The organism is Mesorhizobium sp. M0243 (genome assembly GCF_040321775.1).
In the GTDB taxonomy this organism is placed as follows: domain Bacteria; phylum Pseudomonadota; class Alphaproteobacteria; order Rhizobiales; family Rhizobiaceae; genus Mesorhizobium.
Genome location: NZ_JAMYSF010000014.1, coordinates 91,098 through 107,694, shown reverse-complemented (window position 1 = coordinate 107,694; position 16,597 = coordinate 91,098). Strand labels below are relative to the sequence as shown.

Annotated in this window: 9 protein-coding genes and 9 pseudogenes; 15 read left to right on the top strand and 3 right to left on the bottom strand. The window is 59.1% G+C overall.

What is annotated here, in order from left to right; genetic code table 11:
- Window position 1: 1 nt before the first annotated feature.
- From NKJ11_RS19355 to NKJ11_RS19330, 6 genes are all read left to right on the top strand, one after another.
- The gene (locus tag NKJ11_RS19355; protein WP_352794022.1) at window positions 2-940 is read left to right on the top strand and encodes an ABC transporter permease; all 939 of its coding nucleotides are present in this window, start codon (window positions 2-4) and stop codon (window positions 938-940) included.
- Window position 941: 1 nt separating this feature from the next.
- Entirely contained in the window at window positions 942-1,835 is an 894-nt protein-coding gene (locus tag NKJ11_RS19350) for an ABC transporter permease (protein WP_352794021.1), read from the top strand.
- Window positions 1,832-2,848 (top strand): ABC transporter ATP-binding protein, encoded by a 1,017-nt coding sequence (locus NKJ11_RS19345; protein WP_352794020.1) that lies wholly within the window; start codon window positions 1,832-1,834, stop codon window positions 2,846-2,848. Before NKJ11_RS19350 ends, NKJ11_RS19345 begins: the two co-directional genes overlap by 4 nt.
- A complete protein-coding gene (locus NKJ11_RS19340; RefSeq protein ID WP_352794019.1) occupies window positions 2,845-3,951 on the top strand; it encodes an ABC transporter ATP-binding protein in 1,107 nt (368 codons plus the stop codon). Before NKJ11_RS19345 ends, NKJ11_RS19340 begins: the two co-directional genes overlap by 4 nt.
- A 368-nt stretch (window positions 3,952-4,319) precedes the next feature.
- On the top strand, window positions 4,320-4,472 hold the full coding sequence (locus NKJ11_RS19335) for an amidase family protein (protein ID WP_352794080.1): 153 nt from the start codon (window positions 4,320-4,322) through the stop codon (window positions 4,470-4,472).
- A gap of 67 nt (window positions 4,473-4,539) precedes the next feature.
- A complete protein-coding gene (locus NKJ11_RS19330; RefSeq protein WP_352794017.1) occupies window positions 4,540-6,294 on the top strand; it encodes a CocE/NonD family hydrolase in 1,755 nt (584 codons plus the stop codon).
- Between the two features lie 172 nt (window positions 6,295-6,466).
- Here the strand turns inward: NKJ11_RS19330 and NKJ11_RS19325 are convergent.
- Window positions 6,467-7,279 (bottom strand): annotated as a pseudogene (locus NKJ11_RS19325) (IS3 family transposase); the annotation flags it as partial.
- A 243-nt stretch (window positions 7,280-7,522) separates the two neighbouring features.
- A pseudogene (locus tag NKJ11_RS19320) lies at window positions 7,523-7,741 on the bottom strand (transposase); the annotation flags it as partial.
- A gap of 203 nt (window positions 7,742-7,944) precedes the next feature.
- Between NKJ11_RS19320 and NKJ11_RS19315 the strand changes: the two are divergent.
- From NKJ11_RS19315 to NKJ11_RS33860, 6 genes and pseudogenes are all read left to right on the top strand, one after another.
- A pseudogene (locus NKJ11_RS19315) lies at window positions 7,945-8,747 on the top strand (IS5 family transposase); the annotation flags it as partial.
- Entirely contained in the window at window positions 8,747-9,091 is a 345-nt protein-coding gene (locus NKJ11_RS19310; RefSeq protein WP_352794015.1) for a hypothetical protein, read from the top strand. The pseudogene NKJ11_RS19315 and the gene NKJ11_RS19310, both read left to right, overlap by 1 nt.
- Before the next feature lie 201 nt (window positions 9,092-9,292).
- A pseudogene (locus tag NKJ11_RS33865) lies at window positions 9,293-10,025 on the top strand (LuxR family transcriptional regulator).
- A 91-nt stretch (window positions 10,026-10,116) separates the two neighbouring features.
- Window positions 10,117-10,739: pseudogene (locus tag NKJ11_RS19295) on the top strand (acyl-homoserine-lactone synthase).
- A 37-nt stretch (window positions 10,740-10,776) separates the two neighbouring features.
- The gene (locus NKJ11_RS19290; protein WP_352794011.1) at window positions 10,777-11,034 is read left to right on the top strand and encodes a transcriptional regulator domain-containing protein; all 258 of its coding nucleotides are present in this window, start codon (window positions 10,777-10,779) and stop codon (window positions 11,032-11,034) included.
- A gap of 365 nt (window positions 11,035-11,399) precedes the next feature.
- Complete coding sequence (locus NKJ11_RS33860; protein ID WP_502898306.1) at window positions 11,400-11,513, top strand: hypothetical protein; 114 nt, start codon at window positions 11,400-11,402, stop codon at window positions 11,511-11,513.
- Window positions 11,514-12,201: 688 nt separating this feature from the next.
- Here the strand turns inward: NKJ11_RS33860 and NKJ11_RS19280 are convergent.
- Window positions 12,202-13,374, bottom strand: a pseudogene (locus NKJ11_RS19280) (IS110 family RNA-guided transposase).
- A 422-nt stretch (window positions 13,375-13,796) separates the two neighbouring features.
- Between NKJ11_RS19280 and NKJ11_RS19275 the strand changes: the two are divergent.
- The 3 pseudogenes from NKJ11_RS19275 to NKJ11_RS19265 form a co-directional block, all read left to right on the top strand.
- A pseudogene (locus NKJ11_RS19275) lies at window positions 13,797-14,051 on the top strand (transposase); the annotation flags it as partial.
- Between the two features lie 230 nt (window positions 14,052-14,281).
- Window positions 14,282-15,644: pseudogene (locus NKJ11_RS19270) on the top strand (IS110 family RNA-guided transposase).
- A pseudogene (locus NKJ11_RS19265) lies at window positions 15,645-16,538 on the top strand (IS3 family transposase); the annotation flags it as partial. It abuts the pseudogene before it with no gap.
- Between the last annotated feature and the right edge of the window lie 59 nt (window positions 16,539-16,597).

Here is a 16,597-nt window from a genome sequence, read left to right as displayed (position 1 = left end):
TATGTGGCTATATCTCGTCAAGCGTATCGTCCTCGCGATTGCAATCATTGCGATCGCGGTGACGCTACTGTTCCTGATGATCAGGGCAGTGCCCGGCGATCCTGCCGCGGTTCTCCTCGGCCCGCGGGCGACGCCCGAGATGAAGGCGCTGCTGCATCAGCAGATGGAGCTGGATAAGCCGCTCATCGTGCAGATCGTCACGTTCTTCGGCGGGCTGCTTCATGGCAATCTCGGCTTTGACGTATTCAGCCAGAGGCCTGTTGCCGACATTGTCTTCGAGCAATTGCCCTATACGACCGAACTGATCATGGTTTCGATCTTATGGGCGGTCGTGGTAGCGGTGCCGCTCGGCTGCTACTCGGCGATGCGGCGCAACTCCTTGGTCGACCAGGTGGCCGGTGTCGTGACGGTCGCCACGATAGCAATTCCTTCCTTCGTCGTGGCGGTCTACGCGCTGCTGATATTTGCCGTGACGCTGCGCTGGTTGCCAGCGATCGGTGTCGGCAATGGATTCTGGGATGGACTTATCCATCTCATCCTCCCAGCTTTCGCCATAGGGATTGGCTGGGTCGGCTACATCTCCCGATTGGTGCGCGCGTCCATGCTTGAGATCCTGGGCGAAAACCACATCCGAATGGCTCGCTCCTTCGGGATCTCGGAATGGCGCATCGTTGCGCGCTACGCGCTGCCGCTCGCGATCCTGCCGACCGTGACCATACTCGGGGTAGGCATCGCGTGGCTGCTTTCGTCCGCTGTCTTTATCGAGGTGGTTTTCGCGAGACCTGGCATAGGCGCGTTGATTGTGAACGCGGTCAATACACGGAACTATCCGATCGTGATGGGCGTCGTGCTCGTCACAACCTTCCTCATTGTTGCCGCCACGACGCTCTCGGATGTGGTCAACGCATTGCTCGATCCGCGAACCCGGGAAAAGCTCTGACATGGTAAGCGTTGAAGCCCTCCGTCCGGAAGCCAACGATGCCACGGCTGTCGGCGCCTTTCGCACCTTTTGGGGGCAATTTCGTAAAAACCGCCTGGGCATTCTCGGAGCGCTGCTTGTTGTCCTCATAGCAGCAATTGCGATCTTCGCTCCGCTGGTTATCACGCACGATCCGACCCGGATCATGGTCGGGCCACGTCTGGCTGGCCCTTCACTGGATTTTCTGCTGGGTACGGACCAACTGGGCCGCGATACGTTTTCTCGCACCATCATGGGAGGCCGTATCCCGCTCCTCGTTGCTTTCGCCTCTCTGGGCAGTTCACTGGCAGTCGGCCTGGTCCTTGGTTTGATCGCGGGCTTCGGTCCGCGTTGGCTCGACAATTTGCTCCTGCTTTTCTTCGATACGATCCGGTCGTTTCCCAGTATCATTTTTGCGCTGGCCATGATCGCGCTTCTGGGACCAAGCCTGGCGAGTGTCATCCTCGTCATCGCAATAACGTCCATGCCCATTTACGCGCGTGTCGTGCGCACGCAGACGGAAGCGCTGCGTAGCAGTGAGTATATCGCCGCAGAGCGTAGTATGGGCGCAGGCACGACGCGTATTCTGGCCGTGCACATACTGCCCAACGTCCTCGGCCCGCTTCTCATTCTCGTGAGCATGGACGTGCCGGCCGTCATCGCCGTAGAGGCGGGCCTCAGCTTTCTGGGCATGGGCGTGCGACCACCAACGCCCGATTGGGGTGCTATCCTCAACGATGGTTATAGCTACATCAACCAGACGCCTTGGTTGGTCATAGCCGGCGGCATTCCCATCGTCCTGGCAACGCTTGGCTTCACGTTCCTGGGCGAGGCGCTGCGCGACACATTCGATCCAAAATTGCGGAAAGATCTATGAGACGCGAGGATCTGACACAGCATAAGTCCGCCCGGCCGCTTCTTGAGATTCGTGACCTAAATCTCGATTTCGGCACACCGCGTGGGCGCGTTCATGCCCTGCGTAACGTTTCTCTCGACGTGCCAGCCGCACAGGTGGTTGGCATAGTCGGCGAAAGCGGATCCGGGAAGTCGACGCTCGCATATACAGTGATGGGCCTGCTGGCCGAAAATGCAGATGTGACAGCCGGCAGCATTCTGTTCGAAGGTGAAGACCTGCTCAAAATGCCGGCTCAGGCGCGGCGGAGCCTGCTCGGCGACCGTCTCTCCATGATCTTTCAGGATCCGATGACCGCACTCAATCCGGTGCGGACTATCGAGAGCCAGATGATCGATATTCAGCACCATGAACAGGGAAGCCGGAGCGAAAAGCGCGCTCGTGCCATCGCAATGCTTCTCCGGGTAGGAATTCCTGATCCGCAAAGCCGTATCGTGGCCTATCCGCATCATTTCTCTGGCGGCATGCGGCAGCGCGTTTGCATTGCCATGGCGCTGCTTGTGAAACCAGCGCTCCTCGTCGCCGACGAGCCGACAACGGCACTCGATGCAACGCTGGAAGTACAGATCATTCATTTGCTCAAGGATCTGCAAAAAGAAATTGGTTGCTCGATTCTCTTCGTCTCCCACCATCTCGGCGCGGTGGCTGAGTTGTGCGACCGCGTCGCCGTCATGTACGCGGGCGAAGTGGTGGAGCAGGGAGCTGTCCGGGACATCTTTCACAATCCTGCTCACCCCTACACGCGCGCGCTGCTCGACTGCGATCCGGGACGGATCAGACAAAAGACACGGACTTTGCCGACCATACCCGGTGAGGTGCCGAGTCTTCTGGGCAACAGGAAGGGCTGCATCTTTTGCACACGCTGCCGACATGCGTCCAACCGCTGTGTCCAAGAGAACCCGGGTGAGTACCGCATCGGCGTAGACCAAGTCGCACGATGCCATCTCCTCGACGAAGAACGGCTGGTTTCGGCATGAGCGCGCTGCTTCGGGTTGACGACCTGCGTGTCCGCTTCCGCACCATGGGTCCGTTGAAGGCGTTCGCAACCGGGACGAAGGCCCCTTTGATCGACGCGGTATGCGGCGTGTCCTTTGAAATCGGCAAGGGCGAGACACTCGCCCTTGTCGGCGAAAGCGGCTCAGGCAAATCCACCATCGCCCGCACGATAATCGGCTTGCAGCGGGCTGTGAGGGGCAGCATCAGCTTCGACGGACAGGAAATTGAGGAGCTAAGCGGGGCTGAACGCAAGCCTTACTTGCGGCGCATGGCGATGATGTTCCAGGATCCGGTCGGCTCGCTTTCGCCAAGGCTGACGGTGCGATCACTGCTGACGGAGCCTTTCCGGGTCCACGGACTAAAGGATCGCGATGCGGGAAGCGAAGCCGAGCGCCTGCTTCGGATGGTCGGCTTGCCGGCGGATTTTGCCCGCCGCTATCCCCATCAACTTTCCGGAGGTCAGGCCAGGCGCGTTGGTATCGCGCGTGCTCTTGCACTGAATCCGGACTTGATCATCGCCGATGAGCCGACTGCAGGCCTCGATGTCTCGGTGCAGGGCGAGGTGCTTAATCTTCTCGCGCGGCTTCAGGACGAACTCGGCATGGCGATCCTGATCATTTCGCATAATCTCAATGTCGTGCGCCACATGACCGATCGAATGGCGATCATGTATCTCGGCCGCTTTATTGAGGTCGGCTCGACCGAGCGCATCTTTGAGCACCCGCGTCATCCCTATACGGAGGCGCTGCTTGCGGCCAATCCCGAGCCTGATCCGGATGCGGTGCTCAATAGGATCGAGCTCAAGGGTGAGGTGCCGAGTCTGATGAGACGACCATCCGGCTGCGAGTTCCACACCCGTTGTCGTTATGCGCAGGATATCTGTCATCGCGTGTTCCCTGAAGCTTCAGCAAGCCCAGAAGACAACGAGCACAGCTTCAGATGCCATTTTCCACTGAAGGGCGAAATGGGCCAGTTGGAGCAGCAACTGCTGTCTCAAGTTAGGCCAACTCCAACGGTGACGAGTCATGATCGCGCCTATACAGCCGCCACACTTCGTCGCGCCAAGATAATCGGGAGAAAGTGAGGGATCGCTGAAATGCTATTGAGAAAATACATAGATACGACGCCACCGATTGGCTTTGCTCGTGGTAGCCAGCGAAGTGACGCCTGTGGAACTGACGGGCTTGGCACGCGACGCTCACGACGAGTTTGATCCGCATCTAAGGTACTGAGATGGTTGGTGGCGCCGACGCCAGGCCGTTCAACGGGTGCATTCCTTCACGAGGAAATAGGAGCTCGCGAAGATGGACACCCCAGCAAAAATAAGCCGCGTGTTCAATGGCTGCCGCTCAAACCGAGAGGTATTTTTTTGTCACGCACGGGCCCGCGGACTCCGGTGTCTCGGAAGAACAAAATTACCCCGAGTTGGGCGTGTCCGGACTCAGCTAACGCATTCTCGATGGCATTACCGGAAATCCATGGAATTTGGAGCGCTCCGCCGGTGGCTCTTCTGGTGTCTCCGCGGCGGACGTCGGCGCGCGATTACTCCGATTACCTATGGCAGCGATCGTGGAGGGTCCGTTCGCACCGCCGCATCCTGTGTAGCCTTATCGGGACTGAACCCATCTTGGCAGCAGCCAGACCTTGCACATAGCTAAACACGGAGGACAACATGAACTATATGGAATCTGATGTTATTTGCGACGTAGCGTACGTGCCCATGAGAGATGGCACACGTATCGCCTACGTTTCATACCGCCCTAAGATCGGCCGACACGCGACCATCTTTACCTTCTCTCCCTATGCCGGCAGTGCAATACCGTTCGAAGATGCCAAGCCATGTTTAGATGCTGGTTATGCTATCCTCGGCGCGAACTGGCCTGCAACAGGGTGCTCGGAAGGTATCGTCGACCACTGGTTTCCGAACCGCATAGTAGGCGCCTGTGGTGCCGAGATCATCGAATGGATCGCTGAGCAGCCTTGGAGCGACGGGAACATCGGGATGGCGGGCAATTCATATGTGGGATCGAGCCAGCTCTGGGTCGCTGCGGAGAAGCCTCCTCACTTGAAAGCCATTGTGCCCTCTGCGCTCTGCGATGGTTTCGAAACGATGGGATACTTGGGCGGCATGATGCAGCCAAGCTTAGCGACATGGGAAATCTGGACCCAGATTCACACTCACTTGAGCGGAGTGGATTGGCGGATCAGCCACGGCGACACCGAATACGACAAGATTCGTGGAAGTGCTCAGCAGATTGTCAAGAACCAATATTTTGACTTGATGCGAGAGCACACGTTCAAAGATGAGTGGTGGCACAGCGTGGATCCCGCCCGCGCTGAGGTTGTAGGCCAAATTAACGTACCAACAATGATCATAGGTGCGTGGCAGGATGAATGGGGCGGCGCCGCGAGAGAGGGCGCGCGAATCTTCAGTCGATTGATGCCTAACTTGAAAAACAAACGACTACTTCTGACGAATGGGGACCACAGAACTGGATCCTTCTGGAGGGGCTATCCTTTCATCCGCGCCGAACAGATTAGGTTCCTAGATCGCTGGGTCAAAGGTATCCAAAATGGCATTGAGAAAGAACCGGCCGTAAAGGTATTCTGGGAAGTCAGCGCGGCCGAGGGCGATCCGAAGAAAGCGGTTGCAGGTTGGACTACGTCTCATTCTACCTGGCCAGAGCCTGCGGTGCAACGGCGGCCCTTTTTCCTCACGGCAGACGGGAGCCTTTCAATCGAACAGCCTTCCTCAAGCCCAAAGGAAGGTGTCCGTTCCTATATCTATCCGACCGGAGTCGAACTTACTGGCGGGGATAAACAATTTGCGCTTCTGCCATATGAATACGGAGTACTAAACTATCGAACCAAGGCGACAATCGATGACATGACGCTGTTAGGGAACCCAGAGGTAATTCTATTTCTTAGCATTGATAGCGGAGACGATGCCGATTTAGCAATCACGCTCAAAGATGTCGGTCCAGATGATACCGTTCTGTTCCTACAGTCAGGCTTACACCGTGCATCCTTCCAAGAGATTGACGAAGCACAGACCACTTCCGAGGAGGTATTACATTCGTTCGCGAAGAACGAAAAGCTTAAGCCGAAAGAGATATGTGAAGTAAGGATGTCTTTGCTCAATCCGCTCGCTCACGTTGTACGAAAGGGGCATAGTCTTGAGCTGACAATTGGCGCGCCCAACCCTATCCCGCACCGTTTAGTTGCGAGCATTCCAGCTGGCTCTCTCTCCATCAATCGGATTCACCATTCTGAAACGCATTCTTCCAGAATAATCCTGCCGATCTTCCCAGGCGCGATAGCACAAGCCCCAGCGCCTGCAGGCGGTACACTTCTTAATCAACCAAGCCGCAAGGAAGGCAAATTCATAGCTGGAGGCTTCCAGTCCCCTAACCCAAATGAATTTTGATCCTGCCTAACACGAGAGTCCGGTAGGGATTCCGTTTGACCGGTGCGCATGCGAGACCCGCATGCGCACAAGGATTTTCCTTCACCTTTTCGCCGAGCCATAGTCAGCGACTGGGCCGTTCTCCTCAAAATTAGGCCCTCCATTGGAGTGCGCCCCTTGGGGTGGACACTGATCAGGCTGCGGTTTTGCCCGTCTGCCGGATGTGTTGATCCTCGAACTGTTGGGGGCTGAGATATCCCAGCGCCGAATGGAGCCTGCGTTTGTTGTAGACCTCGTCGATGAAGTGGGGAAGGTGCTCGGCAACGTCCTGGAAGGTTTCGAGCGCCATCGGATAGACCGCCTCGAGCTTCAGGGTCTTCATGAAGCTCTCCGCTTTGGCATTGTCATAAGGATTGCCTCTGCGGCCCATCGAGCCGGCCAGACCGTAGCCGGCGAGAAGCTGCCGGTAGGCTTGGGCAGCATATTGGGAGCCGCGATCGGAATGGTGAACGCAGCCTGGCGGTGGCTTTCTGCGCTCGATTGCGGTGCGCAAGGCGGCGCCCGTCAGGCGGGCATCGATCGCGCGGCCGATGGCGTAGCCGACGATCATGCGCGACCAGGCATCGAGAATGATGGCGACATAGACGAAGCGGGCCGGCAGCGCGACATAGGTGATATCGCCGACCCAGAGCTGGTTCGGGCTCGTCGGGACGATGTCCTTTGCCAGATTGGGGAAGATAGGGCTGTCATGATTGCTGTCGGTCGTGGCGACGTAGCGCCGTCTGAACGTCGGCTGCAGGCCGTGGTCGCGCATCAGGCGGCGGATCTTTTTGTGGTTCACGACAAAGCCTTGCTGATGCAAGGCCGCGCCCACGCGACGGTAGCCATAAAACTCGAACTCGTCGCAGATCGCGAACATCGCCTCGACAATCGCGGTGTCGTCGGTCGCCCTTGCCGGGCGGTCGTAGAAGGTCGAACGTGCCATGCCCATCAGCCGGCATCCTTCGGCGACAGAGAGGCCTCAGGGCCGGTGATGGCGTCATGCCGTTTCGCCAAACTATGCAGCGTCTCGCCCGACAGATATTCCTGCACGACCTAACAGGCTGTTGAAAAAGTGGCTCGCAGCGAGGCTGTGAGCGTGATTCAGTGTCTCCGAAGAGATTCGGAGAACGAGGCATGCGCGGCGGGGACAACCGGTCTGGCGAACTGTTCAGTTATGTTGATCTCGAGGCTCGGGTGCGGCGCGATCATCCGTTGCGCCAATCCCGACGAACCAGCGGAACAGAAGGTCGTATTCCAGCCGCTCCATCAACAGCCGCTCCGAGCGGATCGAATAGAAGGCCTGTAGCAGCATCGCTCGCAGCAGCTTTTCCGGCGGGGTCGAAGGCTGCCCCATCGGCGAATACAGCGCCGCGAAGTCCCGCTCCAACGCCGCCAGCGCCTCGTTCGCAATCGCCCGAATGCGGCGTCACCCGCACCCTGATCCGTGTCTGGATTGGCAAGTATGAGGCAGGCGGTTTCGATGAAGATACGGCTTCGGCCGCTCTGATCACGGAATATGAGGCGCGGATCGCCGCGCTTGAGCGGCTGGTGGGCAAGCAGGCTCTGGAACTGGAGTTTCTAAAGGGGGCTCTGAAAAGCGCTCCGCGGCCGAAAAGCGGGACTACATCCGTTGACGATGCGGCCTGGGACCATTCTGTGTTCTCCAAGAACCGCGACCGGCTGCTGGAGGGCGACATCGCCGCAAAGTTCCTGAGCGCGGTGCTGGTGCAGCCCAAGGTCAAGAGGCTTCTCTCGACGGATCACTTCTCGGTCGACGGAACGCTGATCGAGGCCTGGGCGTCGATGAAGAGCGTCAAACCGAAGGACGGCTCGGGCGAGCCGCCGGCTGAAGGGGGCGGGCGAAACGCGGAAGCGGACTTCCATGGCCACAAGCGCTCGAACGACACACATGCCTCGACCACCGATCCGGATGCCCGGCTCTATCGCAAGGGCAAAGGCAAGGAGGCCAAGCTGTGCTTTATGGGACATGGCTTGATGGAGAACCGCCACGGCCTGCTGGTCGACGCCTGCCTGACACGGCCGACGGACATGCTGAGCGGGTGGCCGCACTGCACATGATCGAACCTCGTGCGGAACGGCCACAGGCGATCACGCTCGGTGCCGACAAGGCCTACGACACAGAAGACTTCATCAATGAGCTGCGCTCGATGAGGGTGACGCCGCATGTAGCGCAGAACAACACGAGCGGCCGCAGTTCCGCGATCGACGGGCGCACGACGCGGCATGGCGGCTATGCCGTCAGCCAGCGCATCAGGAAGCGCATCGAAGAGGCATTCGGTTGGATCAAGGTCGTGGCCGGCCAGCACAAGACGAGGTTCCGCGGCCGCGACCGTGTCGGATGGGCCTTCACCTTCGCAGCCGCTGCCTACAATCTGGTGCGACTGCCAAAGCTCATGGCGGAGACCGGCTGATGGCCAAGGTTCCCGGCTTCGCCAAGGCCTTTGCCGGCCGCTGGCGCATCGTCGAGATGGATGTTTGGGATAACGACTTCCTCGATCTCGTCGAGGAAGCGCATCTGACATTCAAAGGCTCGGCGGATGGCGAGATCGCCTTCGGCACACTCAAGGGCTTCCTCGATGTCCGATATGGCACCCGCGATGGCTCAGCATGCGCGGAATTCTCGTGGGAGGGGCATGATGAGAAAGACCCAGCCTCTGGCCGCGGCTGGGCTGTCTTTGGCACTGCAGGCCGCCTCGTCGGCCACTTCTACATCCACAACGCCGACGATTCAGGCTTCGTTTGCGAAAGAGCCTGAATTCTTCAACAGCCTGCTAACGCTTGAACGTGATGCTGTAACTACGATGTCTTGCCATGGTTCTCTCTTTGAAAACCCGACAGCCATGGTCAATTCCTCAGGACGATCTGTCCACCCCAAGGGGCGCACTCCACATTGAATCAAATATTTGGATAACACTCAAGGCTTCAGGGCTTCCAGCCAGCCGACCTGATGTTAGCTATGCAAGACGTTTTTCATAGATTTATCGAGCAAATCGCATACGGCGTTGACGCGACGGACCTGCGCAACGCTTTGGCGGAGATTGCCTCTTCGCTCGATTTGCCGTCTTTTGCCTATCTTTTCCCTTCGCCTGGCAAGGGCCGCAAGGTGCGCCTGATTTCCACTTACCCTCAATCCTGGACATCTCACTACCTTCACAGTCGGTATGAAAAGATTGACCCGGTTATCCATCAGGCGCGTGGTGGTCAGGAACCATTCAACTGGGATGCGCACGGCGCTGATCTCGAACTGTCGACGCAGCAGCGACAATTGATGGATGAGGCGACGCAATTCGGCATTCACTGCGGCTTTACGATCCCGATCCATGACAGCACCGGTGTGTTTGCAGCACTGACCTTCGCCTCCGATGAAAGGCAACCACTGGCTGTTCTTCCGCCTGATTGACCGATACGACCGTGTGCTGCAGCTCATCGCGATCTTCTTCCATCTTCATGCCTGTCGCAAGTTGGCCGACGGCAGGATCGTGGATGGCGTTTCCCTATCTCGAAGGGAAATCGAGTGTCTGAAGTGGGCGGCTCGCGGCAAGACGGCGTGGGAGATCGGCCGCATCTTAGGAATTAGTCGGCACACCGCAGCCTATCATAAGGATAACGCCAGGAAGAAGCTTGGCGTCACGACAGTTACTCAGGCAGCTGTTCGGCTTGCACTATCCAGGCCATCTCTCTTCACCTGATCTCCAAAACCTGGGCACATGCACAGGTTGTATCAACTCCGGCCTTTGCCTTCAATCGTAGGTGTTATCCATGCGAGGGAGAAAAGCCATCATGGTGCAGTTGATCACGCCGGATTGCTACGCTGAGTTCAGCGACGAGCTCGAGCAGATGCACCGCTTGCGGTATCGCGTCTTCAGGGATCGACTTGATTGGGACGTTTCGTTCAGCGGCGGCTATGAGGTCGATCCTTTCGACGCGCTTCGTCCCCACTACCTGTTGCTGCGTGCGCTCACCGGGCGCATCGACGGTTGCGTGCGCCTGTTGCCGACCACCGGACCGACGATGCTGCGCGACAGCTTCTGCGCTCTCCTTCCAGACCGTTCGGGGCCGGAAGATCCGCGGGTTTGGGAAAGCAGCCGTTTTGCGCTTGATCTGCCGCCTTCCGCGCCGCAACAGGCAGGCATCGCAATTGGCACCTACGAGCTGTTTGCCGGAATGGTCGAGTTTGGTTTGTCACGCGGTCTGCGCAGCATCGTTTAACGGATCTGCGCATAGAGCGGATCTTGCGTCGCGCCGGCTGGCCACTCGGACGGCTGTCCGATCCGCAAACAATAGGCAACACGCGCGCCGTTGCCGGATATCTCGACGTCTCAACAGAGAGCTTGGAAGCCCTCCATCGCAATGGCGGACTCAAGGGCCCGGTACTGTGGACACCGGTCATGAAGATCGCCTGAGCCTGGAATCCACCAACCCTTTCCTGGAAACGATGCAATGGACGAAACAATACCTGGCCCTGCCTGGCCGGACAGGCAAGATGATGGTGACTATGGCTATGTCGAGCGGCTGACCAGCCGAGGCTGGGCCTGGGAATTCCTCAGGCGCAATCCGGACTTCCAGAAGGATCTGGCGAACGCGTTGCGCCGCGCCGAACGTACGAACGCCGGGTCCGTGGACATTATCTGCCTGCCGTCGAACAGTGTCGATCTTTCGCGGTGGGGCCTTCTGTTTTGCAAGCTCGAAAGGAACTGATGCGAGCGTCTTCTGGTGCCCCAGCGAATGTCCGCATGTTTTGCCAGTTGCTGCCGAAAGAGCGGCGCGGCCGCGCGGGTTCAACGTGCTCGATCTCGCCGCGCATCCCTGCCGCATCTCCATACTTGTCACGCGGGATGGGCATCAGCACCTCCTTGTTTGCCTCGCTAAAGTGATGCCGTGCAGCCGCTCCCCTTTGTTGTCTCTGATTTTTGTAGAGAATCCTCCGTGGTGAAATCCTCGACATTAGGGTGGCTTCTCGTGCATGGAAATCCGAGAGGGCTTTGCCCGCAATCTGCGTAGGCATGGCCAAAAAGAAATTGTCGTAAGAAGCGCTGGCCCATGAGGCTGGCGTCGACGAGCATATGTCAGCGCAACTTGAGCGCTCGGTCTATGGCGCTAGCATTGATACGGTGGCAAAACTCGCCAGAGTGCTCGGAATCGAGCCGGCCGATTTACTCGACCCTCATTCTGAATAAATCTGGAAGCAGCGACGAAACCGCGGTTGAGGAGACTCGACCAGAAGGTTTTCCAGGCATTTCATGCTGCTGACAGGAGCACCCGCGCGCCTGGCGACGCGCACCAGGTGCTCGTGAACCGAGCCCGCTTTTCTTCGGCAAGCTCAGGCGGTCTCGGCCATTCGGCTTCGCCCCTTGGCGTGGGCAGCCCTTCGGGCTGTGACGGCCGCCGCACTTGCGGGCGGCTCGGTTTGTCTGTTGGCCTTTCCCGGTGGCGCGGGGTGGGCGGCACTCCCTTCTAGGCCCGCCGCGGCAGCCTGCAACCCTTCGCGTGCCGCTCAGGGTCCTCCTCTTCGTTCCGGTCCTTCGGATGCGGTCCGCCTACCACGGCGGGCCTTTCCGGTCGCGACTCGCCGCCCACCCCGCTCACATGGGGATTTTGTCGTCAAGACTGTGTTCGCATATCTACCTCAATGCGTTGTGATCCAAGGTCCGAGCCTGTCATCTTGGCGCGGTGACAACACCGGTCCAAACTCACATACGGTCGCTGCGCTGCGGCAGCTGCACCAACATCCCGCTTTCGTCGGTAAGGCTCAGGGGAACGCGACCAATCTTCCGTACGGCATTTAGGCCAAGTGGGGTGGAAGGTTCGTTCGCCCAGGATCAGCCGGGAGCGATCAATCCCGGCGGATGGAGAAGAGTACGTTGATCATGCCGGCTTCATAACAGCGCCCTCAATGACAGCACCATGATGAACGTACTTCCACACCGCGATCAGAAGTTTTCTCGCCAGCGTAATCATGGCCGGCTTGCGGCGCCTGCCGCCGTCGATCGCGACTCGCTCCTCGAACCATTGTGCCAAAGCCGATCGAGGTTGATGCATAAGCCAGAACTACGACAATTGCACCATCACGGTCCTCAGCCTCGGATTGCCCGCCTTCGATACGCCCTGTTCCCGGCTGATCGATCCGCTTTGCCACGGTGTCGGTGTCAGACCGGCATAGGAGGCAAGCTGCCTTCGATTCGCAAATTCGCGATACAGACCCTCGGACCAAAGCACCTCGGCAAAGTCCGCTCCCACGCCGCGCAGTTGCTTGAGCATCGACATTCCATTGGCGACTTTTGAAGACTCGCATTCATTGCGAGCCGCTTCGTCGCGCGCTGCCTCCACGTCCTTGATTTGCCGAAGCACGAGCTCGATCCGGTCCAGTGCACGGACAATCTCCGCCTTGAGATTCGACGGTAGTTCACGACCCTCTCCGGTCCTGAGTTCTTCCAGTCTAGTGCGCCGGTTCCGCTTCAGCGGCTCAAATCCAACGATGCCCTGTGAGAACAAGAGCCCCTTGATCCGGTTCACAATCTTGATCCGCTCCGCGATGAGAGCGCATCGCTCACGGCTGTTGCGCTTTCGGTCCTCTTGCTCGGGCGATGGCGGAACGACCATGGCGCATACCCGCGGCTCGCCGCGCTTGTAGGCAAGCAGGGCGCGAAGGAGGGTCTCGCCGTCCAGCTTGTCTGTCTTCGCCCGGCGTTTCCTGCGTGACGTGGCGATGGATGCCGCATCAACAACATGGCTTTCGATGCCATCACGCTCAAGGATCCGATGTATCCAGAAGCCGTCCAGGCCAGCCTCCTGGACTGCGACCACCGGCACGTCACGGCCCGTTCTGCGCCGAACTGTCGCCTTCAGCTGGCGGACAAGGTCGAACAATCCGGCCGTATCGCCTGCCTTGACGATGCGCTTTGACATCTTCTCTCCGTTGCACGGCAACAAACTTGTCACCAACCAGGTCGAGCGACTGAGTTCCAAGGACAGGAAGATAGCGCCGAGTGTCGCAGGGACGGCATCGGTTTCAATCTCAGTCGCGTTTTCAGGCTTCATGTGTTCTGTCCCTCCAAGTTGTTCATGAGCAATGTGCCGGTCAAAGCGAGTTGATCACAGCTGCGGTCATCGCTTCGCGATGTGGTTTTGGTTGTTGCCTGCCCCCGCTCGCGGGGTGGGCGACGCTCCTTTCTAGGCCCGCTGCGGCAGGCCGCAATGTTCGCTCCGCTCACATCCTCCACTCCGTTCCGGCCCTTCGGGTGCAGCCTGCCTCGTTCAGCGGGCCAAGCCAGTCGCGTTCTGCCGCCCACCCCACTCACGGGGCAGGCACGCGAGATCGGGATCGAGCGCTGCCTCCACCACCCATGGGATCTTCCGGGGAAAGGCGCGGCGATTGGCGAGCGGAGGATGAGACGATGCATGGCCTGCTGCCGGTTTCGTGGACACCGAGATAAGGTGTTTAACGGAACTGGAGAGTTGGAATGCAGAGAAGGAAATTCAGCCGCGAGTTCAAGCTTGAGGCGGTGAGATTGATCAAGGATCGGGGCGTTGCGGTGGCCCAGGCTGCCCGCGACCTCGATCTCCACGAGAATGTGCTGCGCAAATGGGTGCGCGAGCTGTCGACCGATCCGCAGCATGCGTTTCCCGGTCATGGGCAAATGAAGCCGGAGCAGCAGGAGATCGACCGGCTACGCAAGGAAGTGGCGAAGCTGAAGGCGGAGCGCGACATCCTAAAAAACGATCACGGGCCTCGGTCCGCCTGTGCGCGGTAGAAACAGGCTGTGCTACGCTAGCCGCCGGAGGGGAGTTGCCGACTGCTTATTGGAGGCGATCGACCCCGTTAAAAAACGTGGCACATGGGTTGTTGCGGACTTGAGAGTGGTGACGCCGCCTCGGCGGTGATCCCGGTTAGGAAAATGACGAACTTGCTCGGCCCAGCCCCTCCCGATCCACAGGAGGAGAAGCCATGTCAAAGACAAGTGCATCCATGCCGCAGAACCTCACCCGCATGAACCCTGGAGCAGCGGCCATCGACATCGGGTCCACGATGCATATGGCTGCGGTAAATCCGGATTGTGCCGATATGCCGATCCGCTCATTCGGCACCTTCACCCACGACTTGCATGATCTGGCTTCCTGGTTCAGATCCTGCGGTGTCACGAGCGTGGCGATGGAGTCGACCGGCGTTTACTGGATACCGGCCTTCGAGATCCTCGAGCAGCACGGCTTCGAGGTGATCCTGGTCAACGCGCGTTATGCAAAGAACGTCCCGGGCCGGAAGACCGACGTTAGCGATGCGGCGTGGCTTCGCCAGTTACATTCCTATGGCCTGCTGCGCGGGAGCTTTCGGCCCAACGCACAGATCGCAACTCTGCGTGCTTATCTGCGCCAGCGAGAACGGCTGGTCGAGTATGCGGCAGCCCATATCCAGCACATGCAGAAGGCTCTGATGGAAGATGAACCTACAGCTCCACCATGTCGTCTCTGACATCACGGGCGCGACGGGCATGAAGATTATCCGTGCGATCGTCTCCGGCGAGCGCGATCCCGACGTTCTGGCATCCTTGCGTGATGTTCGCTGCCACTCGTCTGCCGAAACAATCAAAGCATCCCTGATCGGCAACGAACGTGATGAGCATGTGTTTGCTCTTTCCCAGTCACTGGAGCTTTACGACTTCTACCAGGTGAAGATGCTCGAATGCGACCGCAAGCTTGAAGCGTCGATTGCTTCCATGACCGTCGACCCTGAAGCGCCGCTCCCGCCGCTACCAAAGGTCCGGACGAAGACCAAACAGACGAATGCACCGTCCTTCGATGTGCGAGCTGCGCTCTACGGCCTAACCCGGACAGATTTGACCCAGATTCACGGCCTCGGCTCCTCGCTCGCGCTCAAGCTCATCGGCGAGTGCGGAACGGATCTCCGGGCATGGCCCACTGCCAAGCACTTCACATCGTGGCTCTGCCTTGCGCCCGGCAATAAGATCTCTGGCGGCAAGGTGCTGTCATCCCGAACCCGTCGCTCGTCCAGTCGAGCGGCAGCATTGTTGCGGTTGGCCGCCACCACGATCGGGCGAAGTGACACGGCCCTCGGTGCGTTTTACCGGCGGTTGGCCGGGCGTATCGGCAAGCAGAAAGCAGTGACAGCGACGGCGCGAAAGATTGCAGTCCTCTTCTACAATGCACTGCGTTTTGGAATGGTCTACCGGGACCCAGGTGCTGCTGCCTACGACGAACGGCATCGTGGCCGCGTCATAGCCAACCTCCAGCGGCGGGCACGGTCTGTGGGCTACGAACTGGCACCTATGACTGCTGGAGACTGTGTTTCTTAGGAAGGCCGCAGCCTACTTCGCGAGGGAAGTGACGTGAAGTTCGCTTTCATCGCGAGGCACCGGAACATCTGGCCGGTGGCATGGCTTTGCAGTGCGCTGGATGTGTCCCGCTCAGGCTTCCATGCCTGGCTCGACCGCAGCCCCAGCGCTCGCTCCCGGGATGACGAAATCCTCGTTTCCAGGATCGACCGTAGCTTCAAGAGCAGCGACCGCACCTATGGCGCCCGTCGCGTCTGGCACGACGTGCTGGCTGAGGGGCTGTCCTGCGGCCTGCATCGCATCGAGAGGCTTATGCGGGAGAACGGTCTGCGTGCCAGGCCTCGGCGCCGCGGACTGCCGAAGGATATGGGCGAGCGAGCGGTTGTGTCGGACAACCTCCTTGACCGCGCCTTCGAGGCCTCGGCGCCGAACCAGAAATGGGTCGCCGACTTCACCTATATCTGGACCGCCGAAGGATGGCTCTACGTTGCCGCCGTGGTCGACCTGTTCTCCCGGCGGGTCGTCGGCTGGGCGATGAAGGCCGAGATGACAGCACAGCTCGTCACCGACGCCCTCATCATGGCGATCTGGCGCCGGGGCAAGCCCGACAGCCTGCTGCATCATTCCGACCAGGGATCGCAATACACGAGCGAGCAGTTCCAGCGCCTGATGGCCGATCACGGCATTACGTGTTCGATGAGCCGGTCGGGCAACGTATGGGACAATGCTGCGATGGAGAGCTTCTTCTCGTCGCTCAAGACCGAGCGGACAGCCCGCAAGGTCTACAGGACGAGGGATGACGCCAGAGCGGATGTGTTCGATTACATCGAATGCTTCTATAACCCCCGGCGGAGGCACTCGACGCTGGGCTATCTGAGCCCCGTGGAGTTCGAGGAACAAGCTATGTTAGCTTAACCTCGTGTCCGAAAAACCGGCAGCAGGCCAGCATGCAAACAGCAAGCGTTGTGCCAGCA

What these genes read in the sequence shown, in the direction of transcription:
- NKJ11_RS19355 (WP_352794022.1), top strand. Translation starts at nt 2, where the DNA reads ATGTGGCTATATCTCGTCAAGCGTATCGTCCTCGCGATTGCAATCATT.
- NKJ11_RS19310 (WP_352794015.1), top strand. Translation starts at nt 8,747, where the DNA reads ATGGCCAAGGTTCCCGGCTTCGCCAAGGCCTTTGCCGGCCGCTGGCGC.
- NKJ11_RS19350 (WP_352794021.1), top strand. Translation starts at nt 942, where the DNA reads ATGGTAAGCGTTGAAGCCCTCCGTCCGGAAGCCAACGATGCCACGGCT.
- NKJ11_RS19290 (WP_352794011.1), top strand. Translation starts at nt 10,777, where the DNA reads ATGGACGAAACAATACCTGGCCCTGCCTGGCCGGACAGGCAAGATGAT.
- NKJ11_RS19330 (WP_352794017.1), top strand. Translation starts at nt 4,540, where the DNA reads ATGAACTATATGGAATCTGATGTTATTTGCGACGTAGCGTACGTGCCC.
- NKJ11_RS19340 (WP_352794019.1), top strand. Translation starts at nt 2,845, where the DNA reads ATGAGCGCGCTGCTTCGGGTTGACGACCTGCGTGTCCGCTTCCGCACC.
- NKJ11_RS33860 (WP_502898306.1), top strand. Translation starts at nt 11,400, where the DNA reads ATGTCAGCGCAACTTGAGCGCTCGGTCTATGGCGCTAGCATTGATACG.
- NKJ11_RS19345 (WP_352794020.1), top strand. Translation starts at nt 1,832, where the DNA reads ATGAGACGCGAGGATCTGACACAGCATAAGTCCGCCCGGCCGCTTCTT.